This window comes from Tropicibacter sp. S64, assembly GCF_049803835.1.
Classification (GTDB): Bacteria; Pseudomonadota; Alphaproteobacteria; order Rhodobacterales; family Rhodobacteraceae; genus Pacificoceanicola.
In genome coordinates this window covers 153255-167913 of sequence record NZ_JBNAGK010000003.1, presented here as the reverse complement: position 1 = coordinate 167913, position 14659 = coordinate 153255, and the positions used below count along the sequence as shown (strand labels likewise).

Genomic DNA, 14659 nt, shown 5'->3' with positions numbered 1-14659 from the left:
CTGTCTTTGTTGTGGCGTGGGATCTCGGGCGCCCCGGGTGGGGGGGCGGGCCCCCCCCCCCCCCCCCCCCCCCATGCCAGACCAACCGAAAACTGCGCCCGTCAGCCACGAGTGCCCCGCGCAATCCGGTCATTGCCCGACCTGACACCAGCGCGCCGCGCACAGCCGCGTGACATCAGCCGGGCTGCGACAACCGCGCACTTGCCTTGCGCCGGTTTCGGGCGTCCCCTGTGCTTCCGATCCACGCGCCGAGACGCTTGCCATGACTGTCCTCCGGACACCCTTTCCCGAAACCGCCAACCTCATGAGCCACGCCCACCCCGGCGACTTCGTCGACGGCTATGCCGTGCGCTCCGACCTGCCTCTGCATGAGGCACTGCGCCGGAGCCTGACCCTGCCGCTCTGGGCGAACCTGCTGCTGAGGCTGCGCAACCGGCTGGTTGCCCCGCTTGGCCTCAAGACCGGCGGCCATGACAGCCTCTTTCCCATAACCTACGACAGCGTCGACGAGATCAACCTCGGCATCGACGACCGGCACCTCGACTTCCGCATCGGGTTCGCCCGCGAGGGCGAGATGATCCATATGGCCACATGGGTGCGGCCGCACAGCCGCCTCGGCCGGGCCTACCTGACGCTGGTCATGCCGTTCCACATCCTGATCTCCCGCAACGCCCTGCGACGGCTGCAGGGCTGAGGCCCGACAAAAGCGCGAATCGGACACACTGGAGGCTTTCCTTCGCCCCCGCTTTCGCGCTACCTCCGGCCTATGTTGAAAACCCGCATCATCCCCTGTCTCGATGTCGCCGATGGCCGCGTGGTCAAGGGCGTGAACTTCGTCGACCTGCGCGACGCCGGTGATCCGGTGGACGCCGCCCGCGCCTATGACGCCGCCGGGGCGGACGAGATCTGTTTCCTCGACATCCACGCCACGCACGAGAACCGCGGCACCATGTTCGACGTGGTCACCCGTACCGCAGAGCAGTGCTTCATCCCGCTGACCGTCGGCGGCGGCGTACGGACCGTGGCGGACGTGCGCGCGCTGCTGCTGGCCGGAGCCGACAAGGTCTCGTTCAACTCCGCCGCCGTTGCGAACCCTGACGTGGTGGCCGAGGCCGCCGACCACTTCGGCTCGCAATGCATCGTCTGCGCCATTGACGCCAAGACCGTCGCCCCCGGCAAGTGGGAAATCTTCACCCATGGCGGGCGCAAGCCCACCGGCATCGACGCGGTGGAATTCGCCGTGATGATCGCCGCGAAGGGCGCGGGAGAGATCCTGCTGACCTCCATGGACCGCGACGGCACCAAATCCGGCTTCAACCTGCCCCTGACCCGCGCCATCGCCGATGCGGTGAATGTGCCGGTCATCGCCTCCGGCGGCGTCGGCACGCTCGATCACCTTGTCGAGGGCGTCACCGAAGGCCACGCCTCCGCCGTGCTCGCCGCCTCGATCTTCCACTTCGGCACCTTTACCATCGCTGAGGCCAAGGCGCATATGGCCGCCGCCGGCGTGCCCGTCCGCCTGTGACCGCGCAGGGCACCTCCGACGGCAGCAATGTCGTGGTGCGGGAGGGCGAGGCCGAACAAGGCGTGTGCAACTGCTGCGGCAAGCCCGTGACCGCCGTGACCGGCTATCTCGACGTGGGCCAGCTTTCCGCCGGCTGGTACACCGTCGCCGTCACCCATGACGCGCCGGATCACCTGCCGCTTCTGCGGCTCTACATCGGGGACTGGTCGCAGGACGCCACGCCCGGCGAACGCTGGGGCATCTGCATGGGGATCGACCGCGACGGCCCGCAGATCCGCGACTGGTCCGAGAAGGATCAGCGCGAGGCCGCCCCGGTCTTTACCCCGCTCAACCGGGCCCAGATCCTCGGCACGCCGATGGAGGCGCAGATCTGGACCCTGACGGATCGTATCCTGACCCGGGACAGCCGGCTGTGACGGAGGTGCGCTGGGAAGACATCTCCGTCGAAGAGACCGGCCCGGTCGAGAGAACGCAGTGCGACTGCTGCCGAGCCGAAACGCTTCAGGCAACCGGTGATCTGCAGTCCGGCGAGGAATGGCTCGGCTTCTTCAGCGTGCGTTGGTCCGACCCGCGCGGCGAGGACCACCCACCGCTGTTCACGGTCTATGTCGGGGACTGGTCCGAGGCTGGGACGCCCGACCAAAGATGGGCGATCCGCTCGTATTGGCGCGACACCGGCCTTGGCCTCGACGATTGGTCGTCCGAAGAACGCGCCGGGATCACCGGGTTCACACCGCTGGACCGCGCCGATCTTCTCGACACCCCCTTTGCCGCCACCTATTGGGCTATGATAGACGCCATCATCATGAAAGACGGCAGACTGGAGCATTTCCGCCAATGACCCTCGAGGACCTCGAACAGATCGTCGCCCAACGCGCCGCCGCCTCACCGGACGAGAGCTGGACCGCGAAACTCCTCGCCAAGGGACCGGAGAAATGCGCCGAAAAATTCGGCGAGGAAGCCATCGAGGCCATCATCGAGGCGATCAGGGACGACAAGGACAAGCTCGCCTCGGAGGCCGCTGACGTGCTCTTTCACCTCCTCGTCATGCTGAAATCCCGGGACATCCCCCTCGCCCGGGTCATGGACATCCTCGCGGCACGCCAATCGCAGTCCGGCCTGCAGGAAAAAGCGTCGCGCGGCTGACCCGGACGGAACCGACCGGCACCGCCGGGCATTGAACCCGGCAACCCCGGACGAGGCGAGACATGCAACTCTTCACCTGCCCCAGCTGCGGCCAACGCCTCTGGTTTCAGAACGCCATCTGCCAGTGCGGCCAGGCCGTGCGCTTCGACGTCGAGGCGCAGACCATGACGACCAGCACGCAGACCTGCCAGAACGGCGAGGCGATCGACTGCAACTGGCTCCCGACGCCCTCCGGCTTCTGCATGTCCTGCGCCATGACCGAGATCGTCCCGGACCTGCGCGAATCCGCGAACCTGCCGCATTGGCAGAAGACCGAAGCCGCCAAGCGCTGGATGCTCGCCAACCTCGCCCGCTGGGGGTGGTTCACCGAACGGGACACCGGCGCGCGGCCAACCTTCCGCATGCTGGCCGAGGATACCGCCACCGGGACGGAACAGGTGGTCATGGGCCATAACGCCGGTGAGATCACAATCAACGTGACCGAGGCCGACCCGGCGATCCGGGCGCAGCGCCGCGGCGACATGGGCGAGCTCTACCGCACCATGCTCGGCCACATGCGCCACGAAATGGCGCATTTCCTGTTCGAGCGCCTGTCGGAGCGCCCCGGCTTCCTGGACGGCTTCCGTGCCCTCTTCGGCGACGAACGGCAGGACTACGGCGCCGCTCTCGCGGCCCACTACGCTGCCCCCGCCCCGGCGGACGAACACCACATCACCAGCTACGCCACCGCCCACCCGCACGAGGATTGGGCCGAGACCGTGGCCCATCTGCTGCACCTCGTCGACCTGCTCGACAGTGCCCGCGCCGCCGGTCTGACGAGCGGCTCCGACCCCTACACGCAGACCGACACGGAGGCGCTCCTGACCCGCGCCATCGACTTCGGCCTCGCCGCCAACCACGTCAACCGGGCGCTGGATCTGGCCGATGTTTACCCGTTCATTCTACCGCAGGGCGTACGCACCAAGATGGCCTTCGCCCATAAGCATCTAGCCCCGCTCTCCAGCTGACACTGCACGGGAAACCGCTGCGATCTTTCTTGCTTTCACAAGGTAAACCACCCGTTAAATATCTCGATCAATTCAACACAATCGGATCGAACGGAATGATTCGCACGGCTCTTTCCTTCGCGGCGCTTGCCTGTGCCGCAACCACGGCGCAGGCCGTGCCCGTCACCTACAGCCTCAATTTCGATTTTCCCGGTGTGCAGTACTATTGCGTCGGATGCGGCGGCTCGACGACGCCCTGGGCCCCGCCGGGCGGCACCGTATCCGGCAGCATCACGCTGGACGCGAACAACACCGGAGCGTCGCAGGTGGTGGATTTCAACTTCACCAGCAGCATCCCGGAAATGATCGACGCCTACTTCTGGATGCCTGGGGAGACGCCGACCTACAGTTACGGCGACCCCTACGTCACGGTCGGCCTGTCCGGGAACACCTTCTCGTTCTCGAACTACTACGGCTACGCGGCCTCCGGGAACGGCACCGGCTGGCGGTCCTTCTTCTACATGACCGTCGCGGATCTCGGTGACATTGGCGGCCGGACGCTCGACGCCTCCTTCCAGGAACTCTACCAGTATTCGAGCATCGCCTCGACCGGCGGTTTCTACGGCACCGTCTATCGCCACGACAACCACGGCATCAACGTGGGTCCGGGCAATGGGTCCGCCTACGCTACCACGCTCACCGCCAACGTGCCGCTGCCGGCCGGTGGCCTGCTGCTGCTCGGTGGTCTCGTTGGGCTTGGCCTCGCCCGCCGCCGCAAGACGTCCTGACGCGTCTTCCGGGCCCCGAGGGGGTCCGGGTTGTCTTGCCGGGGCGTGTCCTTTGCGGCACCATCCCAAGCAAATGACAGCGTTAACCGGGAAATGCGCGCATTTGTGCGAAAAACACGATGGTATCGATACCACGGCAAAGGTGGTTCCGGAAATCTGTACGAAAATCGAGCCGAATCGTACTGATTGACCTCTCGACCAAAGCGTGGCCGCGGCTTCGGTCGCCCCGCCATGTCGTTTTCAGAGCTGGAAATGTCGGAAAATCTCAGCGCTCGATGCCTCAACCGCACCGTGCGCCGCATTACAGCGTCCCGCCTTTGCCTGAATCATTCTGCGACACAAATGTCCCGATAGCACCGCAGGTGCGACAGGGTATTTGTGGCTTAAGTATAAGGCGAGGCGCTTTAACCGGGGCGGAGTGACGGGGGGCGGTGCGCCTCTGGTGCAGCCAGACAGCGCGGCCCCGTTACAGCTTCGACGAGATTACGCCGGTGTTGAACCCACCCATGCGCAATTCGCCGAAAAGCCTTTGATATTCGATCTTCGGGCAGCGGTTCTGCACCACGTCCACCCCACGCGCCTCCGCCAGCGCCGCGGCCTCGGCATTTTCGACCCCGATCTGCATCCACACCGTCTTAAGCCCTTGAAAACACGCAAGAGCCTCCTCCACCACCGGCACCACATGCTCGGACCGGCGGAAGATGTCGACCATGTCCACATTCGCCGGACATTCCGACAGGGACGCTCTAACCGTTTGACCAAACAGCATTTTGCCGGTGTGACCCGGGTTCACCGGAATCACCGTGAAGCCTTTCAGCGCCAGGTATCGCGCCACGTAATAGCTCGGCCGGACGGGATTCATCGACACGCCGACAACCGCCACCACCTTGGTGCGGCTCAGGATGTCTTTCAGGAAGGTGTCGGAATAGCTCATGCGTGGTACTCTAAACCCTTTTCCCGCAAAGAAAAAGCGCCCGGGACAATACCCGGGCGCCAGTCACGGAACGAGGGACAGTGAAGGCGTCGCGGGGGTTCCGGCCCCGCGAACCTGATAGAAATATAGGCAGCAATGCCACAGTTGAAAGGGGACTCACCATTCTGTGATGATTTTCCTTGACGCGATGAAGATCATTCACCCGGAACGACGGGTTTCGGCATAACCCGTTGCAATGTAGCATGAAATGTCTCCGAAGGGTCCCGCCCCCGCGCCCGTGCATGGCGCAGCAGGAACAGTTTCGAGACACCGGACCATTGTCCCACGGAGGGCGCCTCCGGATCGCAGGGGAACCGCGCCTCCCACCCCTCCGGCAGCCCGACACCGCAGCGCTCCAGCCGCTCCAGCATCCAGACCAACGGGATGTTCGACAGGCCGCGCGCCTCGTTGAAGCCGCCAAGTTGCCCGCCGACATCCCCATGCGTCCCGGGAAACCAGACCTGCTCCATCTCCCCCGGCCAATCCGGCTTTTTCGTCCATAAAACAGGGGCATAGGCGAGCCGCTTCTCGTTGTAGGCCAGCGCCTGATACCCCCGCTTCACCGAGTTTCCAAGGTCGTGGCTGTGGAACCCGTGGCTGTCTCGGTAGAACCGCCAAAGCAGAGGCAACCGCAGACCAAGCGCCTTGACCGTATCCCAGACGCCAATCATCTCGATCGGCGCTTCTGCATGGCAGTACTGCCGCCGGAACGCCGCCGCCGCCTGCCCCTTCGGGTCGTACTGATACAGCCTGTAGGCCTGCCGGACGTTGCGCACGGTTGCATGTTTCGCCTGCACCAGCCCGACCAGGTCGATGACCCCGGCCAGCGAGCGCGCAGCATAGGCCCCGCGCGAATAGCCCATCAGGAATATCCGGTCCCCCTCCCGATATCGCGAGGCGAGATAGCCGTAAGCCCTTTGAATCTGCCGGTTTATCCCGCGTCCGACGATCACGTCATGGGTCGAGCGCCAGTCAGACCACTGCACGCCCGCCTCGTAATAGACATCGGCGCTGCGGGCCTCCGTCAGCAACCGATAGGTCAGCCCGGCGTTGGTCTCCTCACCCGGGGTGAGCGAAGACATGGTGCCGTCGAGAATGATGACATGATCAACGGCGCCGCGCCGTTTGGCATAAGACGTGTGGCCCCGGGCAAACGCCCGATGGAGCCATCCAAGGACCGTATTACTCAGCCGCGACCGCAACATTCCTCAACATCTCCCACACCCGCTGGGGCGTGAATGGCATATCAACCTGTTTGATCCCCCGCGCCCAGAGCGCGTCCTGCACCGCATTGCCCATGGCGGCCATCGCGCCCACCGTTCCGGCTTCGCCGCAGCCCTTCATGCCCATCGGGTTCGCCGTCGACGGCACTGGCTCCGTCTCAAACACGACCCACGGCATCACGTCCGCGCGCGGCATGCCGTAGTCCATGAAGGTCGCGGTCAGAAGCTGGCCCTGATCGTCGTAGACCACATGCTCGGTCAGCGCCTGTCCGAGACCCTGTGCCACACCGCCGTGGACCTGCCCCTCGGCCAGCATCGGATTGATGAGATTGCCGAAATCGTCAACCACGTGATAGCGGTCGCAAGTGACCTGCCCGGTCTCCGGGTCGATCTCCACCTCCGCCAGATGCGCGCCGTTGGGGAAGCTGCGCGCCGGCAACTGGTCCCGCACCTTCCAGACGAGCAAATCCGTGCGTCCGGCCTCCCGCGCCATCTGCGCGCCCTCCAGCAGGGTCGGCGTCAGGTTCGATCCCTCCGCCCGGAAACGCTCATCGTCGAAGGTGATGTCCTCCGCCGCCACGCCCATTTCGTCTGCGAGGAAGGCGGTGAACCCTTCGACGATCTTCGCCACCGCTGTCAGCGTCACGTTGGTCTGGGTCGTCACGGAGCGCGACCCGCCGGTGCCGCCGCCCTTGGCAATCAGGTCGGAATCGCCCTGGATCACCCGGATCCGATCGGCGGGAATGCCGGTCTGATCCGACAGGAACTGCGCAAAGACGGTCTCGTGCCCCTGCCCGTTCGACTGTGTCCCGACATAGATCAAAGCGCCACCATCCTCGGTAAAATCAATCTGTACGCCTTCGCTAGGATCGCCCAGAATGCTTTCGATATAGTAACACAGGCCAAGCCCCCGAAGTTTCCCCTGCTCCTCGGATTTTGATCGGCGGGCGGCGAATCCCGGCACGTCGGCCAGCCGTTCCGCATGCGCAAGAACGCGAGGAAAGTCTCCAACATCGTAGGTTTCTCCCGTAACCGTGTTGTACGGGAACTCCTTGACAAAATTGAGGCGGCGCAGCTCGAACGGGTCCATGTCCAGCTCGCGGGCGGCGCGGTCCATCATGCGTTCGAGCACGTAGATCGCCTCCGGCCGCCCCGCCCCGCGATAGGCGTCGACCTGCGTGGTGTTGGTCAGGATACCCTCGCAGCGAAGATAGGCGGTCTTGATGTCGTAGGTGCCGGTCAGCACACGGGCAAAGAGGTTCGACTGGATCGCCTGCGCAAAATTCGAGCAGTAGGCCCCGAGGTTCGAGATGTTGTGCACGCGGTAGGCCGTGATCCTGCCGTCCTTGTCGAAACCCATTTCCGCCATGGTCACAAGGTCGCGCCCTGCGTTGTCGCTGAGCATCGACTCGGTCCGCTCGCCGATCCAGCGCACCGGGCGGTTCAGCAGCCTGGCCGCCAGAGGCACGGTGAAATACTCGGGATACGGCATCCCCTTCATGCCGAATCCGCCGCCGACATCGGGATTGGTGACACGGATGGTCTCCTTGTCGACGGCGAAAACGCGGGCAAGTTCGTCCTGCATGCCCCAGACACCCTGCCCGTTCACCGCGAGATGCAGGCGGCCATCCACCACTTCGGCATAACAGCCGCGCGGTTCCATGGAGTTGACGATGATGCGGTTGTCGCCGATCTCCAGCCGCACCACGCGGTGGGATTTCTCCAGCGCTACATGCGTTGCCTCACCGTCGCCAATCGCCCAGTCGAAGGCGCGATTGTTGGGGGCCTCCTGCGGATGCAGAGGCTCGCCCGCCGGTGAAAGCTCCATATGCACCGGCAGCTCTTCATAGTCGAATTCAATCAGTTCCGCGGCATCCTTTGCCTGGTTCAGACTGTCCGCAACGATCAGCGCCACAGGCTCTCCGACGAAGCGCACGCGCTCCTCGGCGAGGAACGGACGGCGTGGTGCAGCGGCGGCGGTGCCGTCGCGGTTCTTCATGGTGGCGAAGGACATGCCCTCGGTGATGCCCTCATGCGCAAGGGTCTCGGCGGTCATCACAAGGTGCACGCCCTCGGCGGCGGCGGCCTCGGTGGTGTTCAGCCCCTTGATCGTCGCATGGGCGACGGGCGAGCGGAAATAATAGGCAAACAGCGCCCCTGCCGGCGCAATGTCATCGACGTAGCGACCCTGTCCCATAAGAAAACGGGTGTCCTCGACCCGCGTGACCGACTGGCTTTTTCCGAACTTGTCCATGGTATCCTCGCGCTGCATCCTGCGTGCCCGTGCGAGAGTAGTGGGCGGGGCGACGGTGTCCAGCCGTCAACCGGAACTATTCGAGGTCAATCGTGCGCGGCATCCCGTATCCGTTGAACCCGGTGCCAAGACAGAGGCTATAGGCCCCCATCCCGCGCACCAGAAGGCGGTCTCCTTCCGCCAGGTCTCGCGGCAGAGGAAGCGGCTCCGGCAGCCGGTCGAGGCTGTCGCAGGTGGGGCCAAAGACCACGCGCGGCGCGGGCGCGGCCCGGCGCGGGGCACCGTCGGGGGCCAGCACGGTGATCCGCTCAGGTGCGGGCAGATCGCGCCATTCCATCAGAGCGCCGTAAAGCCCGTCATCGAGGAAAACCGCCTCATCGCTGACGGCCTTGACGGTGAGCGCGAGGGTATAGGCCTCGGAAACCATGGCGCGGCCCGGCTCGCAGACGAGATCCGGACAGTCCGGACCGAAGGCACGGGTCGCGGTCTCGGCGATGGCAGTGAAGACACCCTGCAGATCCGGAGCTTTCGCCGTCCGGAACGCGGCGAAACCACCGCCGACGTTGAGCCGGTGCAGGCGCACGCCCGCTGCCAGCGCGACCTCTGCACAGGCCTCGATATACCGCCGCCAGGGCGCGGGATCGTCGCATTGGGTGCCGGGGTGGAAGGTCATGGACGGCACTCCACCGCGCTGCACGACGCGGCGCAGCAGCGCGGCGGCGGTGTCCGGATCGGCTCCGAACTTGGAGCCGAAGTCATAGGCCGCGCCTTTCACCGGCAATTTGAGCCGCACAGCGATCTCCTGCCCGGCGATGTCCCCGAGCTTGTCCAGTTCCGACGCCCGGTCGATGGACCAGGAGGCGATCCCGAAGCCCTTGGCAACCGCGATCTCGGACAGGGACCGGACCGGGTTGTGGTAATGCAGCTGCGCCGCGGGACAGACCGCACGAACCCGCTCCATCTCGTTCGGGGAGGCGACGTCGAAGGCGGTCATACCCGCCCGGCAGAGCGTCTGGAGCACCTGCGGCGCAGGGTTCGCCTTCACCGCGTAGGTGACCATGCCGGGGAAATTATCCCGAAAAAACAGGAACGTCTCCGTCAGCGCCCGGGAGGAAAAGAAAAACACCGGCCCGTCCGGGGCATTGTGTGTCAGCCAGGCGGCCGGGTCGGTCGTGAACTCGGGATGAATGCCCATCGCGCGTACTCCTGCTCGTTTCTTTCCAGAGTGCGGGCAGATGCGGCGAATTTCACTTGTCAGAACCGGCGATCTGATGGCTCATTCTGGGCAGATTGCCGGAGGACCCATGCAGATCGACGAAACAGACCGGGCGCTGATTGCCCTTCTCGCGGAGAATGCCCGCCTGCCGGTCGCGGACCTCGCCCGGCAACTCGGCATTGCGCGGACCACGGTGCAGGCGCGGATCGAACGCCTGCAGGCGAAGGGAATCTTGGCGGGCTTCACCATCCGGCGCGGCGCGGCGCTGAAGGCCATGCTGCGGGCGACGGTGCTGGTCTCGGTCGAGCCACGCTCGGGCCCGGCGGTTCTTGCGCGATTGAAGGCCATGCCTGTGGTGGAGCAGGTGCACACGACCTCGGGACGGGTGGACATGATCGTGACTCTCTCGGCGGAGAGCACCGAGGCGCTGGACGTGACACTCGACAAGATTGGCGATGTTCAGGGGGTGAAGAGTTCAGAGAGCCTGATCCACCTGAGTACCAAGGTTGACCGCGCGGGGTGAAAATTTTGTCGGGGCAAAATTTTGGTTCGGGGGCCTTGCCCCCGGATCCCCCAGGTATTTCTGGACCAAAGAAGACGGGGCCCCGTGCCTGCGTCAGGAGGTGCTTTCGTCTTCCTCGATGGCATAGGTCTTGAACAGGCCACCCTGCGTGATGAAGAAGACAATGATGGCGGCGGTCAGGCCGAAGGTCTTGAAATAGACCCAGGTTTCCGTGGACATGGTGCGCCAGATGATCTCGTTGAGGATCGCGAGGCCGAAGAACAGCAGCATGACGCGTTTGGTCAGGATCATCCAGCCCTCGTCCCGCAGCGGCATGACACCCTCCATGACCGAGCGCAGCCAGCTTTCGCCGCGCATCAGGCCGATCGCCAGCGCACCGCCGAACAGCAGGTAGATCAGCGTCGGTTTCATCTTGAAGAAGCGGTCGTCATTCAGCCAGACCGAAAGCCCGCCGAACACCACGATGAGCACGGCAGTCACCGCCTGCATGCGGCTCAGGTGGCCGGTGAGTTTCCACAGGATGGCGGTGGCCAGCAGGAACACCGGGATGAAGGCGGCGGTGACGATGATGAACCCGTCGTAAGCCGTGCCGCCGAGCGTGAAGGTCTCGTCCTTCAGCCAGATGTAGGCCCCGAAGAAGGCCAGGATCGGGCCCATTTCGAGCGCGGTCTTCAGGCCCGGGTTGATCTCTTTTTGCGGCATGGGATGGCTCCTTTGGACCCGAGATAGGCGCTTTATCCGGCAAACTCAACGATAACCGCGCCGAGCGCGATCAAGGCCATGAGAGCGATGCGGCGCGGGCCGACGGTTTCCTTGAGCGCCAGCCAGCCGATGAGCGCGGCGAAGACCGTGGAGGTCTCGCGCAGGACCGCCGCTTCGCCGACCTTGTCGAGGCGCGTGGCGAGCATGATGCCGCCGAAGCTGCAATAGGCGATCAGCCCGCCGATGACACCCCGGGCAAGCAGCGGCGCCAGAGCCGGACGATCTGCCATGGCACGATACCGCAGCGCGGCGAGGACCGGCATGACGAGGCCGTCGGTCATGAAGAACCACGCGAGGAAGGTAAAGGGGTTCTGCGTCGCACGGATGCCGTAGGCGTCGTATGTCGTGTAGAGCGCCACGAGGAGGCCGGTGGCAAAGGCGAAGAGCAAAGCCGGAACAAGGGTTTCTCGGTTGCTGACCAAGTAGAGGTAGTTGTAGAGCGCGAGGCCGAAAATGCCTGTCAGGAGCGTGGCGACACCGAGCCATTGGCCTAGGGTAAAATGCTCGTTGAAGATCAGCGTGGCACCGATGACGGCGAAGAGCGGGCCGGTGCCGCGCACCACCGGGTAGACGACGGTGTAGGCCCCGCGTGAATAGGCAAGCGCCTGCAACACCTTGTAGACGGTGTGGATGACGAAGGCCCCGGCGAAGATCACCCACATGTGCGCCTCCGGCCATGGCACCACGAACAGCGCGAAGGGCGCGGCCATGAGGCCGTAGGCGCCGTCGATGGCCCCCCGGGAGAGCCAGGGGTCGTGTTTGCCTTTCTGCAGGGCGCCGAAGACGGCGTGCAGGAAGGCGGCCATGAGGGCGAGGACAAGCGCAAGCTGATGGCCCGTCTCCGTGCCCTCGATGGAGGTGAGCCACCCGGTCATGCGCGCGTCGAGCGGTGGATCATTCGGTGTCGAGGCCAGTCAGCGCAGCGGCAAACTCTTCGGGATCAAAGGCTTGCAAATCGTCGATCTGCTCGCCAACGCCGATGGCATGGATCGGCAGGCCGAACTTGTCGGCCAGCGAGACCAGTACGCCGCCCTTGGCGGTGCCGTCGAGTTTGGTCATCACGAGTCCCGACACGTCAGCGAGTTTCTGGAAGATTTCCACCTGGCTGACCGCGTTCTGGCCGGTGGTGGCGTCGAGCACCAGCAGCGTGTTGTGCGGGGCGTTCGGGTCCTTCTTGCGGATCACGCGGACGATCTTGGCCAGTTCCTCCATGAGGTCGGCGCGGTTCTGCAGGCGGCCCGCGGTATCGATCATCAAGAGGTCCGCGCCATCGGCCTGCGCCTTCGTCATGGCGTCGAAGGCGAGGCTGGCTGGGTCGGAGCCTTCGGGGGCGGTGAGGACCGGCACCCCGGCGCGCTCGCCCCAGACCTGCAGCTGCTCGACGGCGGCGGCGCGGAAGGTGTCGCCTGCGGCAATCACCACCTTCTTGCCGGCGGCGCGAAACTGGGAGGCGAGCTTGCCGATGGTCGTGGTCTTGCCCGAACCGTTGACGCCAACCACGAGCACCACCTGAGGTTTGGTGGGATAAAGCGGCAGCGGTTTGGCAACGGGTTCCATGATGCGGGCGATTTCGGACGCCAGCAACTGCTTGATTTCCTGAACGGAAAGTTTGCGGCCCATGCGCCCTTCGGCGATGTTGGAGGTTACGCGGAGCGCCGTGTCGACGCCCATGTCGGAGGCGATCAGGAGTTCTTCAAGGCTTTCGACCATGTCGTCGTCGAGCACCCTGCGCATCACCGGAGCGGCGCCCTGACGGCCAAAGAGGCGGCCAAGGAAGCCGGGTTTCGAGGGCGACGCAGCGGGTGTTTCGATCAGGGCAGCGGCGATGGCGAGGTCGTCTGGGCCGATGTTGGGCATCGGCTCGCCCGGGCTTGGGATCTCCACGGGGATGTCAGGCGCGGGAGCCTCGACCGGCGTGGGCGCCGGGGTCACATCCGGCCCGGGTGTCGGATCGGAGGGCGGGGTGGCGTCCGGGCCGGGCGTGGGCAGATCGGGCGCAGGTGTCTCAAGCGGCTGATCCGGCTGGATTTCCGGCACCGGATCGGGCGTCACCGGCTCGGGCTGCGGCGCTTCCTGCGGCGGGCTGGCCGGGCTTTCAGAAGGAGTCTCCGGGCGATCCAGCGGCGGCTCCGGTGCCTCTTCCGAGCCGCCGTCCTCGACGATGGCTTCGAGGCCCTGATCGAGCTTGGAGGAGGATTTGAACAGCCTGTTCTTGAGCTTGCCGAAGAAGGACATGGGATAACCCGGATTTGTGCAACCTCTCCCAAGTAATACGCATGGCGGGGTAATGAAAGTGTGTGTTGACCGATCCGGGGCTTCGGGCTGTAACTCGGGTATGGTTTTTCGATTGGTTTTCCTGTTGTTGGCGCTTCTGTCCGGTCCGGCCCTGGCGCGGGATCCGGGGACGTTGTGCTCGCGCGGGGCGTTTGGTCCGGTCGAGTGCATCCGGCCCGAGCACTTCGTCTTCGACACCTGTCAAGCCATTGAAAACTTTGCGAAAAAGAGCGGTCTGGACGCGGGGTTCTTTGCGCGGCTGATCTGGCAGGAGAGCCGGTTCAACCCGAACGCGCTGAGCCATGCCAATGCGCAGGGGATTGCGCAGTTCATCCCGTCCACGGCGAAGCTGCGGGGATTGAAAGACCCGTACAACCCCGCCGAAGCCCTTGAATTCTCGGCGGAATACCTTGGCGAGATGACGCGGCGGTACGGCAATCCGGGGCTGGCGGCGGTGGGCTACAATGGTGGCGAGCGGCGGGCCGAGGGGCTGATCGCCGGGACCGGAGGGCTGGCGCAGGAAACCATTGATTATGTTCGCATAATCACGGGTATTCCGGCGCGGACATGGGTGGATGCGCCGCCCGAGAGCCATGATTTCCGGTTGCAGAAGGACAAGCCGTTTGCGCAGGCCTGTCACGAGCTGGCGCGCAAGCGAATCCTGACCGCCTACCCGCCCCCGGAGCCGGTGATGAAGCCCTTCGGGGTGCAGGTGGCCTTCGGTACGACGAAGCAGAAGGCGCTGACGCTTTATGAAAGGAAAACAGCGGCTTGCCAGTCATTACTCAAGGGCGACAAGCCGGATCTCGTCTGGGAGAAGAGCCGCGCCTCGCCGCAGGGCGGCTATTACATGGCGCGGATCGGGCGCAACACGCGGGATGCGGCCTGGAAGCTGTGTTCGCAGCTGAAGGCCAAGGGCTGCGTCTGCGCGGTGTATCGCAACGATTGAGAAACCCTGACAGCATCGTTTCAGAGGTTAACGCACCGGC

16 protein-coding genes are annotated in these 14659 nt (G+C 64.8%); 9 read left to right on the top strand and 7 right to left on the bottom strand.

The features are described from left to right. Positions 1 to 304: 304 nt before the first annotated feature. The 7 genes from ACP159_RS06485 (at position 305) to ACP159_RS06455 (ending at position 4445) form a co-directional block, all read left to right on the top strand. Complete coding sequence (locus ACP159_RS06485; protein WP_425098840.1) at positions 305 to 694, top strand: DUF2867 domain-containing protein; 390 nt, start codon at positions 305 to 307, stop codon at positions 692 to 694. A 72-nt stretch (positions 695 to 766) separates the two neighbouring features. Continuing rightward, positions 767 to 1525, top strand: a complete 759-nt coding sequence (gene hisF / locus ACP159_RS06480; protein WP_425098839.1) for an imidazole glycerol phosphate synthase subunit HisF — start codon at positions 767 to 769, stop codon at positions 1523 to 1525. After that, positions 1522 to 1941, top strand: coding sequence for a hypothetical protein (locus ACP159_RS06475; protein ID WP_425098838.1), 420 nt, complete (start codon positions 1522 to 1524; stop codon positions 1939 to 1941). Before hisF ends, ACP159_RS06475 begins: the two co-directional genes overlap by 4 nt. Beyond that, on the top strand, positions 1938 to 2366 hold the full coding sequence (locus ACP159_RS06470; protein ID WP_425098837.1) for a hypothetical protein: 429 nt from the start codon (positions 1938 to 1940) through the stop codon (positions 2364 to 2366). Before ACP159_RS06475 ends, ACP159_RS06470 begins: the two co-directional genes overlap by 4 nt. Then, positions 2363 to 2671, top strand: coding sequence for a phosphoribosyl-ATP diphosphatase (locus ACP159_RS06465; protein ID WP_425098836.1), 309 nt, complete (start codon positions 2363 to 2365; stop codon positions 2669 to 2671). The genes ACP159_RS06470 and ACP159_RS06465 overlap by 4 nt, the downstream gene beginning before the upstream one ends. Positions 2672 to 2733: 62 nt before the next feature. Beyond that, positions 2734 to 3678 carry a putative zinc-binding metallopeptidase gene (locus tag ACP159_RS06460; protein ID WP_425098835.1) on the top strand — a complete coding sequence of 315 codons (945 nt, stop codon included), beginning with the start codon at positions 2734 to 2736 and terminating at the stop codon, positions 3676 to 3678. 95 nt (positions 3679 to 3773) lie between these two features. Further along, positions 3774 to 4445, top strand: coding sequence for a VPLPA-CTERM sorting domain-containing protein (locus ACP159_RS06455; protein ID WP_425098834.1), 672 nt, complete (start codon positions 3774 to 3776; stop codon positions 4443 to 4445). Between the two features lie 466 nt (positions 4446 to 4911). Here ACP159_RS06455 and ACP159_RS06450 read toward each other — a convergent pair whose 3' ends face one another. The 4 genes from ACP159_RS06450 to ACP159_RS06435 all read right to left on the bottom strand — a co-directional run bounded on the left by ACP159_RS06450 (position 4912) and on the right by ACP159_RS06435 (position 10090). Further along, positions 4912 to 5379 carry a CoA-binding protein gene (locus ACP159_RS06450; RefSeq protein ID WP_425098833.1) on the bottom strand — a complete coding sequence of 156 codons (468 nt, stop codon included), beginning with the start codon at positions 5377 to 5379 and terminating at the stop codon, positions 4912 to 4914. A gap of 194 nt (positions 5380 to 5573) precedes the next feature. Further along, positions 5574 to 6623, bottom strand: coding sequence for a DUF2235 domain-containing protein (locus ACP159_RS06445; protein WP_425098832.1), 1050 nt, complete (start codon positions 6621 to 6623; stop codon positions 5574 to 5576). Then, complete coding sequence (locus ACP159_RS06440; protein ID WP_425099044.1) at positions 6601 to 8895, bottom strand: xanthine dehydrogenase family protein molybdopterin-binding subunit; 2295 nt, start codon at positions 8893 to 8895, stop codon at positions 6601 to 6603. The genes ACP159_RS06445 and ACP159_RS06440 overlap by 23 nt, the downstream gene beginning before the upstream one ends. Positions 8896 to 8971: 76 nt before the next feature. After that, positions 8972 to 10090, bottom strand: coding sequence for a type III PLP-dependent enzyme (locus ACP159_RS06435; RefSeq protein ID WP_425098831.1), 1119 nt, complete (start codon positions 10088 to 10090; stop codon positions 8972 to 8974). 109 nt (positions 10091 to 10199) lie between these two features. On the opposite strand from ACP159_RS06435, the gene ACP159_RS06430 reads away from it, so the two are divergent. Continuing rightward, the gene (locus ACP159_RS06430; protein WP_425098830.1) at positions 10200 to 10634 is read left to right on the top strand and encodes an Lrp/AsnC family transcriptional regulator; all 435 of its coding nucleotides are present in this window, start codon (positions 10200 to 10202) and stop codon (positions 10632 to 10634) included. A gap of 93 nt (positions 10635 to 10727) precedes the next feature. On the opposite strand, the gene ACP159_RS06425 is transcribed toward ACP159_RS06430, so the two are convergent. The 3 genes from ACP159_RS06425 to ftsY are packed head-to-tail and all read right to left on the bottom strand — an operon-like array spanning position 10728 to position 13631. Continuing rightward, positions 10728 to 11336: an inner membrane-spanning protein YciB gene (locus ACP159_RS06425; RefSeq protein WP_425098829.1), complete on the bottom strand. Its 609-nt coding sequence runs from the start codon at positions 11334 to 11336 to the stop codon at positions 10728 to 10730. Positions 11337 to 11368: 32 nt separating this feature from the next. Beyond that, the gene (locus tag ACP159_RS06420; RefSeq protein WP_425098828.1) at positions 11369 to 12271 is read right to left on the bottom strand and encodes an EamA family transporter; all 903 of its coding nucleotides are present in this window, start codon (positions 12269 to 12271) and stop codon (positions 11369 to 11371) included. A gap of 19 nt (positions 12272 to 12290) precedes the next feature. Then, positions 12291 to 13631 carry a signal recognition particle-docking protein FtsY gene (gene ftsY, locus ACP159_RS06415; RefSeq protein ID WP_425098827.1) on the bottom strand — a complete coding sequence of 447 codons (1341 nt, stop codon included), beginning with the start codon at positions 13629 to 13631 and terminating at the stop codon, positions 12291 to 12293. Between the two features lie 100 nt (positions 13632 to 13731). On the opposite strand from ftsY, the gene ACP159_RS06410 reads away from it, so the two are divergent. Beyond that, positions 13732 to 14619 (top strand): transglycosylase SLT domain-containing protein, encoded by an 888-nt coding sequence (locus tag ACP159_RS06410; protein WP_425098826.1) that lies wholly within the window; start codon positions 13732 to 13734, stop codon positions 14617 to 14619. The last annotated feature ends 40 nt before the right edge of the window (positions 14620 to 14659 follow it).

Bases quoted from the DNA above. Each gene is read 5' to 3' on its own strand.
- ACP159_RS06485 (WP_425098840.1), top strand. From the start codon at position 305: ATGAGCCACGCCCACCCCGGCGACTTCGTCGACGGCTATGCCGTGCGC.
- hisF (WP_425098839.1), top strand. From the start codon at position 767: ATGTTGAAAACCCGCATCATCCCCTGTCTCGATGTCGCCGATGGCCGC.
- ACP159_RS06465 (WP_425098836.1), top strand. From the start codon at position 2,363: ATGACCCTCGAGGACCTCGAACAGATCGTCGCCCAACGCGCCGCCGCC.
- ACP159_RS06460 (WP_425098835.1), top strand. From the start codon at position 2,734: ATGCAACTCTTCACCTGCCCCAGCTGCGGCCAACGCCTCTGGTTTCAG.
- ACP159_RS06455 (WP_425098834.1), top strand. From the start codon at position 3,774: ATGATTCGCACGGCTCTTTCCTTCGCGGCGCTTGCCTGTGCCGCAACC.
- ACP159_RS06450 (WP_425098833.1), bottom strand. From the start codon at position 5,379: ATGAGCTATTCCGACACCTTCCTGAAAGACATCCTGAGCCGCACCAAG.
- ACP159_RS06445 (WP_425098832.1), bottom strand. From the start codon at position 6,623: ATGTTGCGGTCGCGGCTGAGTAATACGGTCCTTGGATGGCTCCATCGG.
- ACP159_RS06440 (WP_425099044.1), bottom strand. From the start codon at position 8,895: ATGGACAAGTTCGGAAAAAGCCAGTCGGTCACGCGGGTCGAGGACACC.
- ACP159_RS06435 (WP_425098831.1), bottom strand. From the start codon at position 10,090: ATGGGCATTCATCCCGAGTTCACGACCGACCCGGCCGCCTGGCTGACA.
- ACP159_RS06430 (WP_425098830.1), top strand. From the start codon at position 10,200: ATGCAGATCGACGAAACAGACCGGGCGCTGATTGCCCTTCTCGCGGAG.
- ACP159_RS06425 (WP_425098829.1), bottom strand. From the start codon at position 11,336: ATGCCGCAAAAAGAGATCAACCCGGGCCTGAAGACCGCGCTCGAAATG.
- ACP159_RS06420 (WP_425098828.1), bottom strand. From the start codon at position 12,271: ATGACCGGGTGGCTCACCTCCATCGAGGGCACGGAGACGGGCCATCAG.
- ftsY (WP_425098827.1), bottom strand. From the start codon at position 13,631: ATGTCCTTCTTCGGCAAGCTCAAGAACAGGCTGTTCAAATCCTCCTCC.
- ACP159_RS06410 (WP_425098826.1), top strand. From the start codon at position 13,732: ATGGTTTTTCGATTGGTTTTCCTGTTGTTGGCGCTTCTGTCCGGTCCG.